Annotated in this window: 17 protein-coding genes and 2 pseudogenes; 10 read left to right on the forward strand and 9 right to left on the reverse strand. The window is 61.0% G+C overall.

Translation table 11 applies throughout. From position 1 onward, the window contains the following. Window positions 1–510 precede the first annotated feature (510 nt). Window positions 511–1,413, forward strand: coding sequence for a DMT family transporter (locus AC0L3N_RS07770; RefSeq protein WP_473546823.1), 903 nt, complete (start codon window positions 511–513; stop codon window positions 1,411–1,413). Here the strand turns inward: AC0L3N_RS07770 and AC0L3N_RS07775 are convergent. Continuing rightward, window positions 1,383–2,234, reverse strand: coding sequence for a YihY/virulence factor BrkB family protein (locus tag AC0L3N_RS07775; protein WP_473546825.1), 852 nt, complete (start codon window positions 2,232–2,234; stop codon window positions 1,383–1,385). The genes AC0L3N_RS07770 and AC0L3N_RS07775 overlap by 31 nt on opposite strands. 57 nt (window positions 2,235–2,291) lie before the next feature. On the opposite strand from AC0L3N_RS07775, the gene AC0L3N_RS07780 reads away from it, so the two are divergent. From AC0L3N_RS07780 to AC0L3N_RS07810, 7 genes are all read left to right on the forward strand, one after another. Continuing rightward, window positions 2,292–3,158 (forward strand): SDR family oxidoreductase, encoded by an 867-nt coding sequence (locus AC0L3N_RS07780; protein WP_473546827.1) that lies wholly within the window; start codon window positions 2,292–2,294, stop codon window positions 3,156–3,158. A gap of 23 nt (window positions 3,159–3,181) precedes the next feature. Beyond that, window positions 3,182–3,373, forward strand: coding sequence for a twin transmembrane helix small protein (locus AC0L3N_RS07785; protein ID WP_473546829.1), 192 nt, complete (start codon window positions 3,182–3,184; stop codon window positions 3,371–3,373). A gap of 28 nt (window positions 3,374–3,401) precedes the next feature. Then, complete coding sequence (locus AC0L3N_RS07790) at window positions 3,402–3,983, forward strand: cob(I)yrinic acid a,c-diamide adenosyltransferase (RefSeq protein WP_473546831.1); 582 nt, start codon at window positions 3,402–3,404, stop codon at window positions 3,981–3,983. Between the two features lie 25 nt (window positions 3,984–4,008). Beyond that, on the forward strand, window positions 4,009–4,809 hold the full coding sequence (locus AC0L3N_RS07795) for a rhomboid family intramembrane serine protease (protein ID WP_473546833.1): 801 nt from the start codon (window positions 4,009–4,011) through the stop codon (window positions 4,807–4,809). A gap of 294 nt (window positions 4,810–5,103) precedes the next feature. Then, window positions 5,104–5,853 (forward strand): electron transfer flavoprotein subunit beta/FixA family protein, encoded by a 750-nt coding sequence (locus AC0L3N_RS07800; protein WP_473546835.1) that lies wholly within the window; start codon window positions 5,104–5,106, stop codon window positions 5,851–5,853. Between the two features lie 157 nt (window positions 5,854–6,010). Next, a complete protein-coding gene (locus AC0L3N_RS07805) occupies window positions 6,011–6,940 on the forward strand; it encodes an electron transfer flavoprotein subunit alpha/FixB family protein (RefSeq protein ID WP_123149189.1) in 930 nt (309 codons plus the stop codon). Between the two features lie 117 nt (window positions 6,941–7,057). Beyond that, window positions 7,058–7,936, forward strand: coding sequence for a 3-hydroxybutyryl-CoA dehydrogenase (locus tag AC0L3N_RS07810; protein WP_029348585.1), 879 nt, complete (start codon window positions 7,058–7,060; stop codon window positions 7,934–7,936). Between the two features lie 578 nt (window positions 7,937–8,514). Here AC0L3N_RS07810 and AC0L3N_RS07815 read toward each other — a convergent pair. The 8 genes and pseudogenes from AC0L3N_RS07815 to AC0L3N_RS07850 form a co-directional block, all read right to left on the reverse strand. Then, a complete protein-coding gene (locus AC0L3N_RS07815) occupies window positions 8,515–9,156 on the reverse strand; it encodes a peroxiredoxin-like family protein (protein WP_473546837.1) in 642 nt (213 codons plus the stop codon). Between the two features lie 379 nt (window positions 9,157–9,535). Next, a complete protein-coding gene (locus AC0L3N_RS07820; protein ID WP_473546839.1) occupies window positions 9,536–10,174 on the reverse strand; it encodes an NrsF family protein in 639 nt (212 codons plus the stop codon). 1 nt (window position 10,175) lies between these two features. After that, a pseudogene (locus AC0L3N_RS07825) lies at window positions 10,176–10,627 on the reverse strand (sigma-70 family RNA polymerase sigma factor); the annotation flags it as partial. Window positions 10,628–10,885: 258 nt separating this feature from the next. Further along, window positions 10,886–12,448: an adenylate/guanylate cyclase domain-containing protein gene (locus AC0L3N_RS07830; protein WP_473546841.1), complete on the reverse strand. Its 1,563-nt coding sequence runs from the start codon at window positions 12,446–12,448 to the stop codon at window positions 10,886–10,888. A 25-nt stretch (window positions 12,449–12,473) separates the two neighbouring features. Next, on the reverse strand, window positions 12,474–12,845 hold the full coding sequence (locus AC0L3N_RS07835) for a response regulator (protein ID WP_031255744.1): 372 nt from the start codon (window positions 12,843–12,845) through the stop codon (window positions 12,474–12,476). A gap of 49 nt (window positions 12,846–12,894) precedes the next feature. Beyond that, window positions 12,895–15,627 (reverse strand): response regulator, encoded by a 2,733-nt coding sequence (locus AC0L3N_RS07840; RefSeq protein WP_473546843.1) that lies wholly within the window; start codon window positions 15,625–15,627, stop codon window positions 12,895–12,897. After that, window positions 15,624–16,385: a Tll0287-like domain-containing protein gene (locus AC0L3N_RS07845; protein WP_123151802.1), complete on the reverse strand. Its 762-nt coding sequence runs from the start codon at window positions 16,383–16,385 to the stop codon at window positions 15,624–15,626. Before AC0L3N_RS07845 ends, AC0L3N_RS07840 begins: the two co-directional genes overlap by 4 nt. An 88-nt stretch (window positions 16,386–16,473) precedes the next feature. Further along, window positions 16,474–16,784 (reverse strand): annotated as a pseudogene (locus tag AC0L3N_RS07850) (site-specific integrase); the annotation flags it as partial. Window positions 16,785–17,101: 317 nt separating this feature from the next. Between AC0L3N_RS07850 and AC0L3N_RS07855 the strand changes: the two are divergent. Both AC0L3N_RS07855 and AC0L3N_RS07860 read left to right on the forward strand, forming a co-directional pair. Beyond that, entirely contained in the window at window positions 17,102–17,620 is a 519-nt protein-coding gene (locus AC0L3N_RS07855; protein WP_473546845.1) for a SixA phosphatase family protein, read from the forward strand. 282 nt (window positions 17,621–17,902) lie between these two features. Beyond that, entirely contained in the window at window positions 17,903–19,636 is a 1,734-nt protein-coding gene (locus AC0L3N_RS07860) for an adenylate/guanylate cyclase domain-containing protein (protein ID WP_473546847.1), read from the forward strand. Window positions 19,637–19,696: the final 60 nt, after the last annotated feature.

The raw sequence follows: 19,696 nt of genomic DNA on the forward strand, positions 1-19,696 counted from the left end.
CTGGTTTCAATCCCCGGGCGCGATCTACGGGCCCCCCCCCGGGGGCCCCGGGGGGGCCCAAACATTTTATTGGGGCCCGCGCCAACCCCCCCCCCTGGGGGGGGTTTTTGCCGGCCAGGACAGAGGGGGGGGCGCGAAGGATCACTACAGATGAGCATTTATCCTGAGCCGCTGCATTGTTCGGCTGATGTCACGGCATGGATCCAAGGGTCTGCGCCGCGTCGCTTCGCTCCTTGCTCCGCCCTAGGCGCGGGGGCTTACGGCTAATCGCCAGCGTCAGGGATGGCGGCTGGAGGCCGGCCGACAGCGACCGTCGACAGGGGCTCGGTCGAAGAACCAAATCCTCTGTGCAGAGGAACTGGATCATGTTTTGAACCTCCCTGCCCCAGAGCGCCTCCTTCAATTCGGGTGAGCCTATGGATCAACCGTTTGGTTTTGCTTGCCGGGTTGAACCGCATTAGAGCAGTCGCGACAGTCAACCCTCACCGACCACGCGGCAGCCTCCGGAAAATGCACAGCATCAAGCGGTTCATCCCCGCCTCTTTCGTCGTCCTGTGGGCGACCGGCTTCATTGGCGCGCGTTATGCCATGCCGTGGGCCGAGCCTTTCACCTTCCTGGCCGCGCGCTTCATTCTGGCCGCCGTCCTGTTGGCCGCCTTGATGGCAGCACTCGGTTCCAGGCGGGCGACCCGCGCGGAAGCGCTGCACGCGACCGGCGCCGGCATCCTGATGCATGGCGTCTATCTCGGCGGCGTGTTCTGGGCCATCCATCGAGGCATGCCGGCCGGGCTTTCGGCCTTGATCGTCGGGCTGCAGCCGCTGATCACGGCGGTGATGGCCGGCCGGTTTCTTGGCGAGGGCATCCTGCCGCGCCATTGGGCCGGTCTCGGCATCGGCCTGTTCGGTGTGGTCATCGTGCTGTGGCCGAAGCTCGGTGCCCTCGGCGGCGGCGTGACGGCCGAGACGCTGGCCGCCTCGCTTGTCTCGGTGCTCGGCATGAGCGCCGGCACGATCTGGCAGAAGCGCTTCGCCTCCGGCGGCGATCTCGTGGCGGCCACCAAATGGCAATATGTTGGCGGCGCGTCGGTGATGGTCCTGGCCTCGCTCGCCTTCGAGACGCGAACGTTGGTCGTCAATGGCGAGCTGATCTTTGCCATGGCATGGCTGGTGCTGGTGCTGTCGATCGGCGCCATCTTCCTGTTGATGGTGATGATCCGCGACGGCGAGATGTCGAAAGTCGCTTCGCTGTTCTATCTGGTCCCGGCGGTCACTGCGGTCATCGCCTGGCTATTGTTCGGCGAACAGTTGACCCTGGTCCAGATCGTCGGCATGGCGATCGCGACGCTCGGCGTCGGGCTGGCAACCGCTCAGCCGACCAAGAATCAGCCGACGCGGGCGCGTGCCTCCAGATAGCGGCTGATCGCGGCATTGAGCTCACCGCCGAGGATGAAGATCGCCGAGACGATATAGAGGAAGACGACCGCGACCATGATCGAGGCAAGGCCGGCATAGGTCGTCACATAGGACGAGAAACGGTCGAGATAGGCGGCGAAGATGGTCGACCCGATGAGCCAGGCAATCAGCGTGAAGATGATGCCCGGTATGATCGAGACGAAGCGGCGCTTGCCCGCAGGCAGCCAGTAATGCACTGCGAACAGCCCGCCGACGATGACGACGGAGGCGATGATGTAACGCCACAGCGTGATCGTGCCCATATAGGGCTTTATCCATTCGAAATTGGCCTCGGCCAGCCGCCCCAGTAAGGGCGCGAAAACCACGAGCACGCTGATCACCAGAAAACCTGCCGTGGCGATCAGCACGAAGGCGATGCTCTGCACCCGGCGATAGATGATGCCGCGCGTTTCGGAAACGCGGTAGGCGCGGTTGAGCGAGGTGCGCAGCGCCTCGATGCCGTTCGAGGCGAAGAAGGCGGCAAGCAGCACGCCATAGGTCAACAGGTCGGTGCGCTGGACGGTGAGCACGTTGAGCACTTCGCGCGCGATCGGCTTGGCGATCTGCTCGGGCCAGGTGTCGAAGACGAGATGCACAGCGGTATCGGCAAAAGCCTGCGCGCCGAGGAAGCTGGCCAGCGTCGTGGCGAAAATCAAAAAGGGGAAAAGCGCCATCAGCGCCGTGATCGCCAGATGACTGGCCATCGCCCAGCCATCGTCTGCATCGAAATGGCCGAACGCGTCATAGAGCACGCGTTTGACGGCTACGATCTTCCGCAACACGAACCGCGTTCCCTTCGATTGTCTCGACGCCGCGAATATGGGAAGGGATTGCGGCAAATGGCAAGCCTAGGTCAAAGCACGCCTCCTCCTGGAGAAGAGTTGCGCACCATCATCGTCACCGGTGCTTCTTCCGGGATAGGCGCCTATTGCGCCCGGGCGCTGAAGGCGGAAGGCTGGCGGGTGTTCGCGACGGCACGCAAGCCGGAGGATATCGCCGCCCTCGAGGCCGATGATATCGAGGCCTTCTATCTGGACTACCGCGAGGCCGGATCCATCGAGACGCTGGTGGCGTCAGTGCTGGAGCGGACGGGCGGACGGCTCGGTGCCCTGTTCAACAACGGCGCCTACGCACAGCCCGGCGCCGTCGAGGACCTGCCGGTGGCAGCACTCAGGGAGCAATTCGAGGCGAATGTCTTCGGCTGGCATGACCTCACCCGCCGTGTCGTGCCGGTGATGCGCCGCCAGGGCCATGGCCGTCTCGTCCATTGCTCCTCGATCCTCGGTCTGGCGCCGCTGCCCTTTCGCGGCGCCTATTCGGCGTCGAAGCACGCGATCGAAGGGCTGATGCTGTGCATGCATCAAGAACTCCAGGGCAGCGGCATCCATGTCTCGCTGATCGAGCCGGGGCCAGTCACATCGAAGATCGCCAGCAACGGCCTTGTGTGGTTTCTCAGGAATATCGACCGTGAGAATTCCGTCCACCGCCTCGCCTACCAGGCGCAGCTGCAACGGCTGCAGGCCGGCGGCAGCACGTCACGGCTGAAGCCTGGGCCGGAGGTGGTTCATACGGCCTTGCGCCATGCGCTTCTGTCGCGGCGCCCGCATCCGCATTATGTGGTAACGGTGCCGGCCAGGATCGGCGTTGTCCTCAAACGCATCCTGCCGGCATCAATGCTCTACCGCCTGCTTGCCAAACGCGCCTGAACGCAATCGACTGGAAACACACTATGGCAACCGTCTTCAACATCCTCGCTGTTCTCGTCATGGTCGCCGTGGTGATCGTGCTGGCCCGCGGCCTCATCAACATGATGCGCGGCGGCTCCGGCATGACCTCCAACAAGCTGATGCAGACGCGGGTGCTGCTGCAGTTCGTGGCATTGGTGCTGATCATGCTGGCGGTGTATTTCACCCGCAAGTGACGCGGGTGGCGATTTCGGGAGGCAGAGCGTGGTCAAGCTCAACAAGATCTACACCCGCACCGGCGACGACGGCACCACCGGCCTCGGCACCGGTGAACGGCGGCTGAAATCCGATCTGCGCATCGACGCCTATGGCACGATCGACGAAGCCAATGCCTGCATCGGCATGGCCCGCATCCACACCGCGGCAGCACATCCGGCGATCGACGCGATGCTCGGCCGCATCCAGAACGACCTTTTCGACCTCGGCGCCGATCTGGCCGTGCCGGACGACGGCAAGCCGCTCGACTATGAGCCGCTGCGCATCACCGCTGCGCAGACCAACCGTGTCGAAAAGAACATCGACCTGCTCAACAAGGACCTGCAGCCGCTCAAATCCTTCGTGCTCAACGGCGGCACGCCGGCGGCGGCTGCCCTTCACCTCGCCCGCACGGTGGCACGGCGGGCCGAGCGCATCATGGTGGCTTTGACGCAGGACCCAGGCGAGCATGTCAACCGCGAGGCGATAAGATACATCAACCGCGTATCGGACTTTCTGTTCGTCGCCGCGCGCGCAGTCAATGACAATGGAAACGCCGACGTGCTATGGGTTCCCGGCAAGAACCGCTGAATCTGCCGAGGCGGGAGGGGGTCCGATGTTCATCCCGCTTTATGACACCAACCGGCTGCGCCACATCAAGCTGCAATATGTGACGATCGGCCTGATCGCGTTCAACACGCTCGTCTACTTCGCCACCGCGCTTGGCGGCGAGCAGTTCACCAACGCCGCTGTGCTGGGCCTCGGCTTCATCCCGTCGGTCGTCCACGACAGCGTCGAACTGGCTCCGCAGTTCGTCGTCATCCCGGAGAGCCTGAGCTACGTCACCTATTCCTTCCTGCATGCCGATATTTTCCACCTCGGCGGCAACATGCTGTTCCTCTGGGTGTTCGGCGACAATGTCGAGGACGCGCTCGGCCATGTCCGCTTTCTCATCTTTTACCTGCTTTGCGCCATCGCCGGCGCCTTCTTCCAGGGCCTGATCGCGTGGGACTCGCAGGTTCCGCTGATCGGCGCCTCAGGCGCCATCGCCGGCGTGGTCGCCGCCTATCTGATCCTCTACCCCAGGGTGAAGGTATGGGTGCTGGCCTTCGCCCGCATTCCGCTGCGCATCCCGGCCTTCATCCCGCTCATCCTGTGGATCCTGTTCCAGATCGTGATGTTTGCCGCCGGTGGCGAGGATCAGATTTCCTGGGCCTGCCATGTCGGCGGCATCATCGCCGGGGCCGTGCTGGTGCTCATCTTGCGCAATCGCGCCGTACCACTGCTTGCCGGTGCTGAGGAAGAGACCACGTTGGTCGTCGGCCCGGCACCCGCTGCTGCAGAACCCACGGCAAGCGACCCGCTAGCGCAGCCGGCGCCGCGCTGGGGACGGGGAAGCGCCTCCAGTCCGGACTGAACCGATTTGAGTGCGTCGCGGATGATTTGGGCGCGCCCCGGATATTGACGTGTGGGGGCGCCGCAACTACGGAAGCTTTCCCACTAATGCGTGTCGCGCAAATACCGGCATGCATAAAACACACAACCTAAGGCGCGTCGCGTGAGGCCGGTCAAATGCGACGCGCTTTAGGCGGTCGGAGGCTAGAATTCCGTCCGGAATGTCGGCTTTCGACAACTCTGAAGAGGCGCACACTGCTATAGCGCGCCCGACTATCTTGAAAGAGGTGGCTATCGTGAAAGAGGTGACAGGCAAATGAAGATCCTTGTGCCCGTGAAGCGGGTTGTGGATGCGAATGTGAAGGTTCGTGTGAAGGCTGACGGTTCGGCGGTGGAACTCGCCAACGTCAAGATGGCGATGAACCCGTTCGACGAGATCGCGGTCGAAGAGGCGATCCGGCTGAAGGAGGCCGGCAAGGCGGAAGAGATCATCGTTGTCTCGATCGGGCCGCAGCAGGCGCAGGAGACGTTGCGCACCGCGCTCGCCATGGGTGCCGACCGCGCCATCCTGGTCAAGACCGACGAGCAGACGGAGCCGCTGGGTGTCGCCAAGGTGCTGAAGGGCGTGGTCGAGGCGGAAAAGCCCGGTCTTGTCATTCTCGGCAAGCAGGCGATCGACGACGATTCGAACCAGACCGGCCAGATGCTGGCCGCACTTCTGGGCTGGGCGCAAGGCACTTTTGCTTCCAAGGTCGTTATCGATGGCGACAAGGCCAAGGTGACGCGCGAGGTCGATGGCGGCCTGCAGACGGTGGAACTGAAGATGCCGGCGATTGTCACCGCGGATCTTCGCCTCAACCAGCCGCGCTATGCCTCGCTGCCCAACATCATGAAAGCCAAGAAGAAGCCGCTCGACGAGCAGAGCCCGGCCGACTACGGCGCCGACGTCAAGCCGCGGCTGAAGGTGATCAAGACCGAGGAGCCGGGCGGCCGCAAGGCGGGCGTCAAGGTCAAGAGCGTCGCCGAATTGGTCGACAAGCTGAAGAACGAAGCCGGCGTGCTCTAAGGAAATCCGATGAGGCCGGCCTGCAAACGGCCGGTTTCTCCGCTTCCGGTGCTCACGTACTGAAGTACGCTCCGCTCCGGTTCTCGAAACCAACCGTTTTCGACTCGGCCTGACCGGATTTCAGGGTGTCTCGAAAACGAAAGTCAGGGATATCATAATGGCTATTCTTCTGATTGCCGAACACGACAATGCTACGCTTTCCGACCAGACCGCCAAGGCGCTTTCGGCAGCACTGCAGATCGGCTCGGATGTGCATGTGCTGGTCGCCGGCAAGGGCGCCAAGCCGGCAGCCGACGCCGCCGCCAAGCTCAAGGGCGTGAGCAAGGTGCTGCTCGCCGAAGCCGACGAACTCACCGAGCGTCTCGCCGAGCCGCTGGCGGCGCTCGTAGTCGGCATAGCCGGCGCCTATGACACGATCATCGCGCCCGCAACCTCATCGGGCAAGAATGTCGCGCCGCGCGTGGCAGCCCTGCTCGACATCGCGCAGGTGTCGGAGATCATCGAAGTGGTGTCATCAGACACCTTCAAGCGGCCGATCTATGCCGGCAACGCCATCCAGACGGTGCAGTCGAGCGACGCCAAGAAGGTCATCACCGTGCGCACCGCCTCCTTCCAGGCCGCACCCGAGGGCGGTTCCGCCCCGGTCGAGACGGTTCCGGCGGCGGCCAATCCCGGCCTGTCGAGCTTCGTCGAGAACAAGCTTTCCGAGACCGATCGTCCGGAGCTGACTTCGGCCAAGATCATCATCTCGGGCGGCCGCGCGCTGGGCTCTTCGGAGAAATTCCAGGAAGTCATCCTGCCGATCGCCGACAAGCTCGGTGCGGCCGTCGGCGCCTCGCGTGCCGCCGTAGACGCCGGCTACGCGCCGAACGACTGGCAGGTCGGCCAGACCGGCAAGGTGGTCGCACCCGATCTCTACATCGCCGTCGGCATCTCCGGTGCCATCCAGCATCTTGCCGGCATGAAGGATTCGAAGGTCATCGTCGCCATCAACAAGGACGAGGAAGCGCCGATCTTCCAGGTCGCCGACTACGGCCTCGTCGGCGACCTTTTCGTCATTCTGCCGGAGCTGCAAAAGGCGCTTTGACGCCTTCTGGCAAAGCGTATTAAATTGTGAAGCGCGGGGTAGACGAAGTCGCCCCGCCCTTTTAGTTTGCACCGCACAAAAAGCAGGCCGCAAAGGCCTTTTGACGGGATCGGTGTAATGAACAAGATCGAGACGATCGGCATCATCGGCGCGGGCCAGATGGGCGGCGGCATTGCGCATGTGTCCGCGCTTGCGGGCTACAAGGTGCTGGTCTACGACATCTCACCCGACCGCATCGAAAAGGGCATCGCCACGATCAGCGGCAACATGGCCCGCCAGGTCGGCTCCGGCAAACTCGAGGAAAAGCTGCGCAACGAGGCGATGGCGCGCATTTCGGCAGCGCCCACCATGGCCGATCTTGCGGGTGCCGATCTGGTGATTGAAGCAGCGACCGAGGACGAGACGGTCAAGCGCAAGATCTACGCCCAGCTCTGCCCGCAGCTCAATCCCGAAGCCATCCTGGCAACGAACACCTCGTCGATCTCGATCACACGTCTCGCCGCGCAGACCGACAGGCCGGAGCGTTTCATCGGCATCCATTTCATGAATCCGGTTCCGCTGATGAAGCTGGTCGAACTGGTGCGCGGCATCGCCACCGAGGACCAGACCTTCGAAGCGGCAAAGGCCTATGTGAACCATCTCGACAAGACCATCACCGTCTCGGAGGATTTTCCGGCCTTCATCGTCAACCGCATCCTGCTGCCGATGATCAACGAGGCGATCTACACGCTCTATGAGGGGGTCGGCTCGGTCGACGCGATCGACACCGCCATGCGGCTCGGCGCCAACCATCCGATGGGACCGCTGCAGCTCGCCGATTTCATCGGCCTCGACACCTGCCTGTCGATCATGCAGGTGCTGCATGACGGCCTGTCGGATTCGAAATACCGCCCCTGCCCGCTGCTGGTGAAATATGTCGAGGCCGGCTGGCTCGGCCGCAAGACCGGACGCGGCTTCTACGATTATCGCGGCGAGCATCCCGTTCCGACGCGCTGACCGGCGATACGAGCTCACGGACATCGCGCGCGGTCGCGCTGAGTAAAGACCATGCGGCTGTCTGTCGACAGCTTCTTGGCCGCTGATCGAAGACCGCATCAGGCCGATCCTTGCCCGTTTGCTCGCCGACCGCCGAAGCCCGATGGATTTGGCTTAAACCAGCCCGGCAGAGCGTTTCACGTAGAGCATTTGCAGCCAAGTGGAATCACTTGGCGTCGCACAAATGCGGCTAAAACAAAGAGATAGAGCGGAATGCCGGTTCAATCCAAACGCATTCCGCTTTAGGGTCAAAACTCAATCAGCGGGCTGCCGCCAATGGCCGAGATGGGTGGAAACTTGCCGTATGCGCGCCTGTCGGAACGACGTGATTGCGGCAAGGAGCGGACGTCGCCCCGCCTATGCGGCTTGCTCACTCTAGCGTCGGGGCGGTCCGCAGACCGTTGAAACGAAATCACTACGAAGCCCACGGGCAGACCTTAGCCTCCTGCGCTGAGCATTTCGATGATTGTTAAATCCAAAGAATCACCACAGGACGGTGGCCGTCGAGCGAGTTTTCAGCAGCCCATTTCCGCAGCCTATTAATGTGCAACTTGGGAAGCTGCCGACATCAATTCCTCGGGATTCAGCGCTCTGAAGGTGTTGAGGCCATCCTCCAGAACTTCAGTGAAGTTCCAGCGTACGATGCCCGCCCGGTCGAGCAGGAACTGGCCGACAAGCTGCGCCTGGCTGGAAGCCATCGCCTGCTGATCGACTTCCGTAATCTCATATCCTTCCTTCTTGTTAAGAAATTCATTCATTGCCATGACGTCCATAGGCTTGGGCAACTCGCCCGGGAGATGGAACGGTATCGCCATGACCGTGTCCATCCCGACCTCGCGCAAGCCGAAAGCACGGTGCGAGGCCCGCTCCGGGTCGGATGCGGCGAGAAGATCGGGTGACGGGTGGTAACGGAAATAGAGCCGCGCCCGCTCGACCGGCGTATTGACCACCGCCAGGCATTCGACGCCTTTCTCACGCAGGGCCGGCTTGAGTTGCGCCATCGCCGCGACATGGCGCCGGCAGAACGGACAGTGTAGGCCTCGGAACAAACCGATCAACAACGGGCTACGGCCTCGAAAATCGTCGAGCGCGATCTTGCCTTCGCGCGAGATCGCGTCGAGCACAATATTCGGTGCCCGGTCGCCGGGCTGCAGCGGGCGGTCGATACTACTCGTGGACATGGACAACCTCCTCGCCCCGTGTCAGTCAGGGAAAGCAGCACACCCAGCGTTTCGGAGGCGATCAAGTGCTGGGGCGAAAGCTTCCTGTGCCAAGGCAATAGCTTTCGACCTCTGCCATATTGCCGAGGTCGAGATTACGCGCGTTGCAAGCCCATCATAACACGAAAAAGCATCTGCGGGTCGCCTCCAAATGTGGTGAATGACCTCACGCGAGCGCACTCCCGAATGCTCTTGCGCTGAAGGTCAGGTTCCCGACCTCGATTTGGAGGTTCAAGTCTGCAACGCCCAAGGTCGTCAACGGGTCGAACTAGGTCGTTCAGAATGAATGAGTTTTGACCTTAGAGCATCACGGTCTCCGCTCGCGGGCTGTCGCTTGTCGCTACCAGCGCACGAAAAGCCGCCCGCCGAGCGCGCCGAGCCCGGCGAGTATGGCAATTGCGATCGTGTACCAGGTGGCGACGAAAAGCGGCGAGTCGTCGAAGCAGTGTGCGGCATAGAAAGTTGCCGCCAGCCCACCGGCGAGCAGGCCCGCCACCGTTCCGGCAAGCACCGGCCGCGTCGGCGCGCCATAGCGCAACACCGCTAGGAAAACGGCGAGCGGACCGATGCCGATCAGCGGAATAAATGTCAGGCAGATGACCAGATTGCTGCCGACCAGCCGCCGGCCCCAGTCGGCTGCAGGCACGGAAAGGAGCTCCAGCACCACCGCCACGGCCACCAGCAGCGGTGCGACAATCATCCAGGCCGCCCTCCTGTTCGTCGATGCACCGGGAGTCGACAGCGCGCGGATCAAGGCGAAGGCGCTGACGGCCAGAGCCATCGTGAAGACAAACTTGGCGAGGAAGCGCATCGTATGCATGGCGGTGGCGATGTCGGTGCGTGGGCCGATCGCCAGCCAGAAAACCACCGCCGCGATCAGCGTAGCCGCACCGGCGCCTATCCACCAGGCCGAGCCAAGCGGCATCGCCGTGCTGCGGGCATCGGCGTCGAGCGCCTTGATGAGATCGTCGGTCCTCATGTCATTCCCGCCCGAATTGTTTGGCCCCGAACCGTTTAGCAATAGCTGCGAGCCCACGATGCAGCGACACGCGCACCGCCGTCTCGCTGATGCCGAACTTCACCGCCGTCTCGCCAATGGAACGGCCTTCGACCGACACCGACGAAACCACGGAACGCTGCGCCGGCGGCAGGCCGTCCAGGGCACGATTGATGTCGCGCTCGCTGACCGTCTCGGCCTCCGGTTCGGCGAAGGTCTCGGCGATCTCGTCGATCTCGATCTCGATGCGCCGCCCGCGCCGCCGAAAGGCGTCGATCAGCTTGAAACGCGCTATGGCGTAGACCCAGGGCAGCACAGTTAGTCCTGACGCCAGGTATGCCGTTTCACATGAATGGCCAGCAAGGTTTCCTGCACGACATCCTCGGGATCGACCCCGCCTTGAACGATCTTGCGCCTGATGAAGCCGCGAACGATGCGGCGGAAGCATAGAATACCCGTCTCGACATAGGCCTCCAGTCTCGCCAGCAACCCATAACTAAATTCGATATGGATGGACCGGGTGGTCTTAGCCAAGTCCGCCGAGCCTAACCCAGTCATGCTGATGATGACACGGACGCTGGTTAATCTGCTCTTCGATTCGCGATTGCTATGGTAGTAATAGCCTCTCAACGCCGGTGCCGTAAGCTACTCGCTTACGCGTCGCTTTGCGGAATATCCTGAGGGAATCAGACATCAGTGTCGAACGAGATAGGTTTCCATCGTGCCGACGCCCCTCAGTTCCACAGTGCAGCGCGGTTCTAGCTCCCAAGAGGCGTGCAGAGCGCGTCTGGTTGCCTCCGAGATTTGCATGCGGTCGGCTACGCCCTGGGACTCGAGCCGGCTTGCGATGTTCACGGTTTCGCCCCAGACATCATAGACGAACCGATGTCGGCCGATCAGACCGGCGATCACCGGTCCGGTGTGTACGCCGATTCGGACGCGAAAACTATCGCTGCCCGGCGCCAAGAGCCTCAACGAGTCCAGCATGGATTTTCCCAGCGCCACGGTCCTGTCGGCGTGATCGGCCGCCGGCTCCGGAAGACCACAAGCGGCCATATACGCGTCTCCGATTGTCTTGATCTTCTCCACGGAATGCTTCTCTGCCAGCGCGTCGAACATGCTGAACATCCGGTCGAGGCGCTTGATAAGGTCGGATGCCGGCAATTTCGCTGCGATAGGCGAGAATCCGACAATATCGGCAAAAAGGATGGTCACTTCCTCGAACCGGTCCGCAATGATCTCCTCGCCCCCTTGCAGCCGCGCAACGATTTGACCGGGCAGGACGGCATGTAGAAGCGAGTCGGCCCGCCGCTTTTCCGCCTCGATCCGCTGAAGATACTGGTGCTCGCGGTCGCGCCAACGCTTCTTCTCCAGACTGGAGTTGATCCGGGCGCGCAGCAGGACCGGATTGAACGGTTTAAGCAAGTAGTCGTCGGCTCCCGCCTCGATGCAGCGGACCACGGCGTCGACTTCGTTCAGCCCCGATATCATAATGACCGGGATGTGCCGCCACCGGCGCTCAGCTTTCAATCGCGAGAGCACCTCGATGCCGTTCATGTCCGGCATCAGTATGTCCAACAGAACAAGGTCGAATTCATATTCCGCAAGGCGGGTCAGCGCGGACGGGCCTGACTCGGCAGTGACTACCTGATGACCGTCGTGCAGCAAGCGGCGCGAGAGAAGATCGCGGTTACTGCCGATGTCGTCGACGACAAGTATTCTACCGTTGCGTCCTGAGAATGCATCGCGCTCCGTCTTGCCCAGCGCCCTTTCGAGCCCTGCTGCATCGATCTCTGCCTGATCCGTCGTCCACAGCCCTTCGTTGTCGCTGGCGCGCGATAGCCCGGCAATTGCATCGACATGCGCCAACAGCTCGGCCGCAGCCGCGAGCATCACCCTGACATCTTCGTCCAATGCGTGTTCGTGCAATTCTTCGGCTTCTTCAAGGATCATTTCGGAGTAGCCGATAATCGCGTTGAGTGGTGTTCGCAAATCGTGGCGCAGTTTCGCCTCGATCTCGCGCCCTGCATGGTCCGGATAGTCGGCTTTGCCATGGATCAAGCTGTCGATGAGGCTGTTCAATTGCCGGGCAGCGGCGCCGACCCTCTCAAGATCTGGAGTGATGTGCAACAGACTGTGGTTCTGCACCTGTTCTAGCAGCAGTTCCTGAAATCCCGAGATTGCCCGTGCTGGTCCAGCAAGCGTCTGCGCCAGATGGGCGGCTATTGCGTGGCGTTGGAACTCGTTGGCAGTCATGTCTCCAATCCGCCGACTCGGCGGCTCACGGATTTGCGGCAAGCAATTGTTCGATTTTCTGGACAAGCCTCGGCAGGTCCACCGGCTTGCTGTCGTAGTCATCGCAGCCGGCCTCAAGCGCCAATTCCCGATCGCTGGTCATAGCATGCGCAGAAAGCGCGATTATAGGGATCCCCGAGGTGGCCGGATCAGCCTTGATCCGCCGTGTCGCCTCCCATCCGTCCATCACGGGCAGGCTCATATCCATAAGGATCAGATCCGGTCTTTCCGAAATGGTTAGTTCCACGCCGGATTGTCCGTTTTCCGCAATAAGCACTTCGAACCCACGCCGCGACAACCGCCGCGAGAGCATGTCGCGATTCATTTCGTTGTCTTCCACCAGAAGGATTCTCGTCATCTTCGGCCTCTTCTAACGATGGGTCAACGAACTGAGATGCCGGGCCAACCTACTCGGCCGCGGAAATCTGGCGTTCGAGCGCCTTGACCAATTGAGACCTGCTGTTCGCGCCCTTGGTCACAACGGCAACCGCCCTATCGCGGAGCCATTCGAGCTCGTTCATCGACAGATCTTTCGAGGTAACTACGACCACCGGAATGTTCTGCAGTTCGGGCGTCTGCTGCATCTCACTCAATGTCTGAAACCCGTCCATTTCGGGCATCAGCAGATCAAGCACCACCAGGCGCGGCAACAACCGTTTCATCAGGCCAAGGCCGCGCACGCCGTCGCTTGCCTCGTGAACCCGCCAATCCTTCTTGATCAGGATACGCCGAAGGAAATCGCGGGAGGCTTGGTCGTCATCAATTACAAGCACATCGCGGTTGCCACCGCCGCAAGCCTCAATTGTTTGAATGAGCTTCTCGGTGTCGATCGGCTTCGTCAGGTATTCAACCGCCCCGAGTGAGAGGCCGAGTTCGCGATCTGCAAGTATCGTCGCAAGGATCACAGGAATCTCGCAAAGCTCCCTATCGTTCTTCAGAGATCGCAGCACTGACCAGCCGTCCTGATGCGGCATGATGATGTCGAGAATGATCGCCGCGGGGCGATGCGCTCGAGCAGCGGCTATTCCTTCCTCGCCGCTTGCTGCTTCGAACGATGCCAGTCCCGCCTCCGCCAAGGCGCTGGCGATGACGGTTCGGGCGGCTGGTTCATCATCTATGATCAGAACCGCCTTGTCTCGTGGCGGCAACGGCACAGCTTCGGAGGGGTGTTGCTCGCTAGATTCTTTTTTGAACTCGGCTGGAATCTCCATTGTGAAGGTCGAGCCTTTTCCGAGTTCGCTCTCGACCTTTACAACGCCTCCGATCATTCGGCTAAAACTCCGGGTTATGCTGAGGCCAAGCCCCGTTCCGCCATAGTTGCGAGTGGTGGATGCGTCCGCCTGCGTAAAAGCGTCGAAGAGCCGTTCCTGCTGCTCCGACGTCATCCCGATCCCGGTGTCGGACACTTTGAATATCAGCCAATCGCCGTTTGGTCGCCTGTCGCGACGCACCGCGAGTGTTACTCGACCCCCTTCGGTAAACTTGGCGGCGTTGCTGAGCAGGTTAAACAGGTTCTGACGCAACTTCGTCTGGTCCGAATGCATTTTCCCGAGGTCGTCCTCGAGGTCCAGTACGAAACCGTTTCGGTTTTTCGCCATCAGAGGCGCGACTGTGGCCTGGACGTCGCGCATCAAATCGGCGACGTCGAACGGTTCCAAGAAAATTTCCATCTTGTTCGCCTCGATCTTCGACAAGTCGAGGATGTCGTTGATGAGCGCCAGGAGATGGCGACCAGCCGCGGCGATCTTCTCCAGTTCCGGAACGAATTCCACCATGTGCTGGTCGCTCGCATCTTCGATCAGCATCTCGCTATAGCCAATAATCGCGTTCAGCGGCGTACGCAGTTCGTGGCTGACGGATGCGACGAAGCGGCTCTTGGCTTCATTCGTCGATTCAGCACGGCTCTTGGCGCGCTCGAGTTCGTCTTGTCTCTGTTTCAGTTCCGTGATGTCGGTGTAAACGGCGACCGCGCCGCCGTCAGGCGTTTTTCGCCTGCTTACGCGAACCCATCTGTCGCCGAAGCGATCCTCACCGACGAAGCCCGCCGGGTCCTTGTGGATGTGTAACCGCTGGGCAATCCACTCCTCCGGCGACGCGCCCGCAAGGTCGACTTGCCCGCCCGCCAGGCGTTGCTCCAAGATTTCTTGGAAGCTTTGCCCAGGAAGAGAAGCTCGCGCATGGTCAGGGAAGAATTCGCAAAATTTGCTGTTGGCCAGGATGACCCTGTCCTGCGGATCGAATAGGACAAATCCGTCAGAAATTGCCTCAAGCGCCGCTGCGATCGTCCGTCTTTGCTGCTCCGCCTCGTCTTCCAGTCGTTTCTTTTCAATCGCGCCCGCGCGAAAAAGTCGAAGCGTCCGCGACATTGCGCCGAGTTCGTCGCCTCCCTCAATCGGTATTTCAATATCGTAGCGTCCTTGCGTCAGTTCGCCGATGACCCGGTTCAGCCGCCGTAACGGGCCAACGATCGAGCGAAGAACAAGGATTGTAAGAAGCGACCCAATCAATAGCACGATGACCACCAGAATGGCAGCGGTAGTCGCGGTTTTCTGGGCTAGCCTTACAGCCTCGTTGCGAGCAGCTTCTGCCTCGGCGCTCACTTGCTCGACAAGTTTGTTAAGGGCGGCATCGACATTCGTGCTGTGGGTTCGCGCCTCGGCCAGGAGAGCGTTTCCAATGATGCGGTTATCCTGAGTATAGCTGTCCGCCGCCTCTAGTGCCCGTTTGACGTAGTCATCGATCTCGACACGGATTTCCCTCACTGCATCGGGGGATGATTTCGAAAGGCCGTCCAGTTGGTCCAGCAGTCGCTCACGCGCCTGCTCGGCATTCCGCTGGGAGTTCATTAGCAAGCTGACCGACAAATCGGTGAGCCAGTATCGCAATTCGCCAAAGGTCACGTGCGCCGCAGCCGCAGTCGCCGCGAGATCGAACAATGCCTTAGTGTCTGCGGTGCGGTCGGCACTGCGATAAAGCGCCTGCGTGAGAAGGATGGAAGATACGATGAGACTAATGAGGCCGGCCGCTGTCAGTGCAGCTACGCGGGCCGCGATCGGCAGACTGGCAAGGCGACGTCCCAGGGATTTCGACGGCGCCGGTATGGCTTCCACCTCGTGGGGTGTCTGTTCCAGGACGCTCATTTGAACAAGACGATGCTGATTGCGCCCCCCAGATCGCCGGCTTTTCCGCCCTCCTTGGGATATCCAGTTATGTCGATCTCGCCCTTCGGCTCGCCGTGGCAGGAAAGGCACGACTCCGTATAGTATTCGGGCAGGAGCATTCGAAATGCCGGGCGTCCCTCCACCTCGGTCACATCCGTGTAGGCTTCGCCTTTTGCTCTCTTCGGATCTGAAAAGACGCTTACGATGATGCTGGCTTCCCAAGCGTCCGGAAGAGATTTGCGGTTGCGCACGAGTTGCTCGGGCGCAGTCACGCGCACCAGAGCTTCGTTGCCAACCTTGGCGGCGAATTTCTCATTCAACAGACGCGCGAAAACGGCCGGCACGAAGCCCTTGAACCCGATCCCAGCGCGGTTGATGTCATCTTGGCGCTCGTCCACCACCTCCCGCATAGCCCCAATCTGGGCCTCAAGCAGACGCCGGTCGCGATTGGTCAATTCGCCGGAAAACGGGTCCTGGCCGGTGTTTTTTGAGTAAACGGCGATGGCCTCGCTCGCAAACCGCTCGCTGTCGAGGTGCTTGTCGCCAAGTGCGGGATCGTTGATTAGTGTCTGATAGTTGGAGACAACGCTTCGCCCCGCGCGAAGCAATTCCGCAAGGCGGATTCCCATCGCGACATCTTCAGTATCTCCCGCTCCCATGGCAGCCGGCACGAGGAACGCGCAACCGACAAGAGCAACGCCAATGCTTCTCCGCGTCAAGGTTGACAGGGCGAACATCTCCATCCCGTCGAAAGAAGCCAAAAAAAAAGTATAGCACAACGCAGGCCGATAGCGTAGCGACAAACGCCCATGCGCAAGTCCCTTTAAGGCCGCGACGGGCTATCCAAGCGTTGACGGCGACGCGGGTCTGCTCCGTGATCTCGAACTGCACCGGGCGCCCCGTCTTCCAATGAACGATCACCGCGCGATCGCGGACAGCACCGGAGCGCGCGACATCGCCGACCGTCACGGTGACCAGGTCGCAACCTCGAAGCTTGCTGTCGATGGCGAGATTGAATAGTGCCAGATCCCGTTCTTGCGCCTGACACCTGCAGTCGTGTTCGGATGCTCCAGACTTCGCGCGGCTTTGAGGGGTGGCTTCTGACCAACAAGGTGGCCTCTATTCCAGCTGGACATGGTTCTTCTCGCATGCCGCCCTCCGCAGCCACAGCGCTCGACGCGAGCAGACAATCCTAGAACGAACATAGAGCCTCGCGCACGTTCGCTCGAGGGTTATAGGATTGTCAGACGCAGGCAGCAGCTTGGTCAATGGACGCGGTCGCGCCATGAACGGACGTTTAGCATACCCGTCTGCTTACGGCTGTTTTGGGTCCCATTGCTGTCGCCTGCTGGGCGGCTGCCGAACACTCCGATCGCCACTGGCTATCTGCAACGTGCCATGCACGTTACCATTGGGGGTCGTCTGGGAGAGCCGGACGCAGGGAGCAACGGTCATGGGAGCTAGGGCCATCCGTTTTCTGGTCGGTTTAGCTGCTGGCTTCCTCGTATTGCCCCATCCAGTCGGTGCGCAGGAGGTGATTTATATCGTTCGGCACAGTGATCCGCCATCGACATTGAACCTGGATGAGATTCTCGACGAAACCCCGCTGTCGGAGTCCGGACAACAACGGGCCAAGATGTTGGCTGAGCGATTAAAAGACGCCGGCGTCACCGCCATCTATGCCACGCAAGCCACACGCACAGTCGAGACGGCCGAACCTCTCGCGAAAGCCCGTGGACTCGAGATTCGTGTTCATTCGTATGAGGACAGCGACGGCTTGGTCCGTCTACTTCGCTCAGAGAACGGCAGAGACAGAGTGCTTGTCGTTGGGCATTGGAGCACCATTCCAGAGATTCTCAAGGCACTCCGATATCCTGAGGAAGTCAAGATCGAACGAAGTGCATACGACAATCTGTTCGTGGTCGTCCCGAAGGAAGAGCAGGTACCGATCGTGCTGCACCTTCACTATTGAAAACTGAAGCTGAGGCTTCAATCCATCAAGCGAGCGACCTTACGGGAGGTTGTATCCCGGACTACAGTCCGCCCTTTCTCTTGCTCGCAGCTCGCTGATCGTCGGATGTCCATTGTTGGTCCGAAATTGCGAAGGGTTCTGGCCGGGAAGTTGTTTCGCGGGGCGAGATCGGCAGGCGCCGAAAAGGCTCGGTCCAATAGCGGTGAGGAAGCATCGTCGTGGCATTCGCGCCGCGTCTCGATACGCGCTGCGCTGGCTCTTACGTTTGGGATCATCATCGCCGTGACCGCAGCGGCGCTGATCCTGGCATTGGAAAGTGGCCGCCAGAACACCATCACACTCGTCCGCGACCGCAGTGAGCGAATTATCGACACGATTGTGGAACGGACTCGATTGCACCTCGATCCAGCCCGCGACCAGTCCGAATTCCTGGCCAAGCTTTTCCGCGACGGCGACCTCGACCCGCAAGATGAAGCTGCCTCACTGAGCCAACTCCGGGCGGCACTGGCAGGTATTCCACAGATCGCTGCGCTCGCCGTCATTCGCACCGATTTGAAGCAACTGCGCGTCGAACGCCATGGCGACAATGTCGTTCTGCGAAAGATCGACATGCGAACTGTGCCCGGCCTGGACGAAGCATTCGAGATGGCGCGAAGCGCAGGTCACCCTGTCTGGGGAGAACTTCTGTGGAGTGAACGGCTGAACCAGCCTCTCGTCAACGTTCGTACCCCACTGTGGCATGAGGGTTCCTTTCTCGGGATTTTATTAACCGCGGTTACGGTTTCGGAGCTGTCACGTTTTCTCGCCGAATCGCCCGCCGGGTCAGACGTCGGCGCGTTCATTCTTCTCGGCCGCAACCACGTCCTCGCTCATGCAGCACTTGCGCACAATCCTCAGCTGTTCAAGCGCGATAAACTCCTTCCGGAAGTGACCGAGATCGGAGATCCGGTACTGGCGTCGATCTGGAGTCCGGATCCTGAGACGGGCACGGCCGCCTTCGTAGGTCCTTCGCAAAGCCATGTCGTCACTGTCGATCACACTCCCTATGTCTTCATTTACCGCGACATCACAGGATACAGCGACCAGCCCTGGGTGGTCGGCCGCTACCTGCCGCTCGACGAGATTGGCGGCGAAGTCCGCAGACTTGAGCACGCGGCCTGGCTTGGGCTCGGGGCTGTCCTTGCCGCGGTCGCTGGCGCCTGGCTGGTCGGCTATGCGATTGGAAAGCCAATGTTGCGCCTGGCACGCGCAACGTCCGCAATTCGTACGCTCGATCTCACTTCTGCCCGCCCGCTCGCTGGCAGTCATCTTCGCGAACTGGACGAGGCGATCCGAGCCTACAACGCGCTCATCGCGACCTTGCACTGGTTCGAGACCTATGTGCCCCGACGCTTGGTCAAGCAGCTGATGGCACAGGGCGAACAGGCGACAGCGCTTGTAGAGCGAGAAGTCACGGTGCTGTTTACCGACATTGTCGACTTCACGAGCCTCGCCGAGCGGCTATCGGCGTCTGATGCGGCGACGTTCCTCAATGACCATTTCAGGCTGCTCGCCGCCTGCGTGGAGGCGGAAGGCGGCACCATAGACAAGTACATCGGCGACTCGCTGATGGCATTTTGGGGAGCGCCTGAATTGCAGCTGGATCATTCAGCCCGTGCCTGTCGTGCAGCGCGCGCGATCGCCTCTGCGATCGTTGGCGACAATCGGCGTCGACGAGGGCTTGGGCTGCCGCCCGCGAGAATCCGGATAGGTATCCATGCCGGCCCGGCGATGGTGGGAAATATCGGGGCTCCAGGGCGCATCAACTATACGCTGGTCGGAGACATCGTGAACACCGCGCAACGCATCGAGGATGTCGCCAAAAAATGCATGACCGACGAAGACGAAGCGGTCATTCTGGTCAGCGACGCCGTGCTGCGATCTGCGGGACCCGAATGCTCGGCGCAACCCATCGGCGAGCATATATTGCGCGGTCGGCACGAGGCGACAAACGTTTTCAGATTAGAGGCGAGTTGATCCCTTTTCAGACCTTCTGGCCCGACACTACGAAGGTGCCTTCGGGTCAAGGGCGTGAAT

The organism is Mesorhizobium sp. WSM4807 (assembly GCF_055811615.1).

Bases quoted from the DNA above. Each gene is read 5' to 3' on its own strand.
- AC0L3N_RS07770 (WP_473546823.1), top strand. From the start codon at position 511: ATGCACAGCATCAAGCGGTTCATCCCCGCCTCTTTCGTCGTCCTGTGG.
- AC0L3N_RS07780 (WP_473546827.1), top strand. From the start codon at position 2,292: ATGGCAAGCCTAGGTCAAAGCACGCCTCCTCCTGGAGAAGAGTTGCGC.
- AC0L3N_RS07785 (WP_473546829.1), top strand. From the start codon at position 3,182: ATGGCAACCGTCTTCAACATCCTCGCTGTTCTCGTCATGGTCGCCGTG.
- AC0L3N_RS07795 (WP_473546833.1), top strand. From the start codon at position 4,009: ATGTTCATCCCGCTTTATGACACCAACCGGCTGCGCCACATCAAGCTG.
- AC0L3N_RS07800 (WP_473546835.1), top strand. From the start codon at position 5,104: ATGAAGATCCTTGTGCCCGTGAAGCGGGTTGTGGATGCGAATGTGAAG.
- AC0L3N_RS07805 (WP_123149189.1), top strand. From the start codon at position 6,011: ATGGCTATTCTTCTGATTGCCGAACACGACAATGCTACGCTTTCCGAC.
- AC0L3N_RS07810 (WP_029348585.1), top strand. From the start codon at position 7,058: ATGAACAAGATCGAGACGATCGGCATCATCGGCGCGGGCCAGATGGGC.
- AC0L3N_RS07815 (WP_473546837.1), bottom strand. From the start codon at position 9,156: ATGTCCACGAGTAGTATCGACCGCCCGCTGCAGCCCGGCGACCGGGCA.
- AC0L3N_RS07820 (WP_473546839.1), bottom strand. From the start codon at position 10,174: ATGAGGACCGACGATCTCATCAAGGCGCTCGACGCCGATGCCCGCAGC.
- AC0L3N_RS07830 (WP_473546841.1), bottom strand. From the start codon at position 12,448: ATGACTGCCAACGAGTTCCAACGCCACGCAATAGCCGCCCATCTGGCG.
- AC0L3N_RS07835 (WP_031255744.1), bottom strand. From the start codon at position 12,845: ATGACGAGAATCCTTCTGGTGGAAGACAACGAAATGAATCGCGACATG.
- AC0L3N_RS07840 (WP_473546843.1), bottom strand. From the start codon at position 15,627: ATGAGCGTCCTGGAACAGACACCCCACGAGGTGGAAGCCATACCGGCG.
- AC0L3N_RS07845 (WP_123151802.1), bottom strand. From the start codon at position 16,385: ATGTTCGCCCTGTCAACCTTGACGCGGAGAAGCATTGGCGTTGCTCTT.
- AC0L3N_RS07855 (WP_473546845.1), top strand. From the start codon at position 17,102: ATGGGAGCTAGGGCCATCCGTTTTCTGGTCGGTTTAGCTGCTGGCTTC.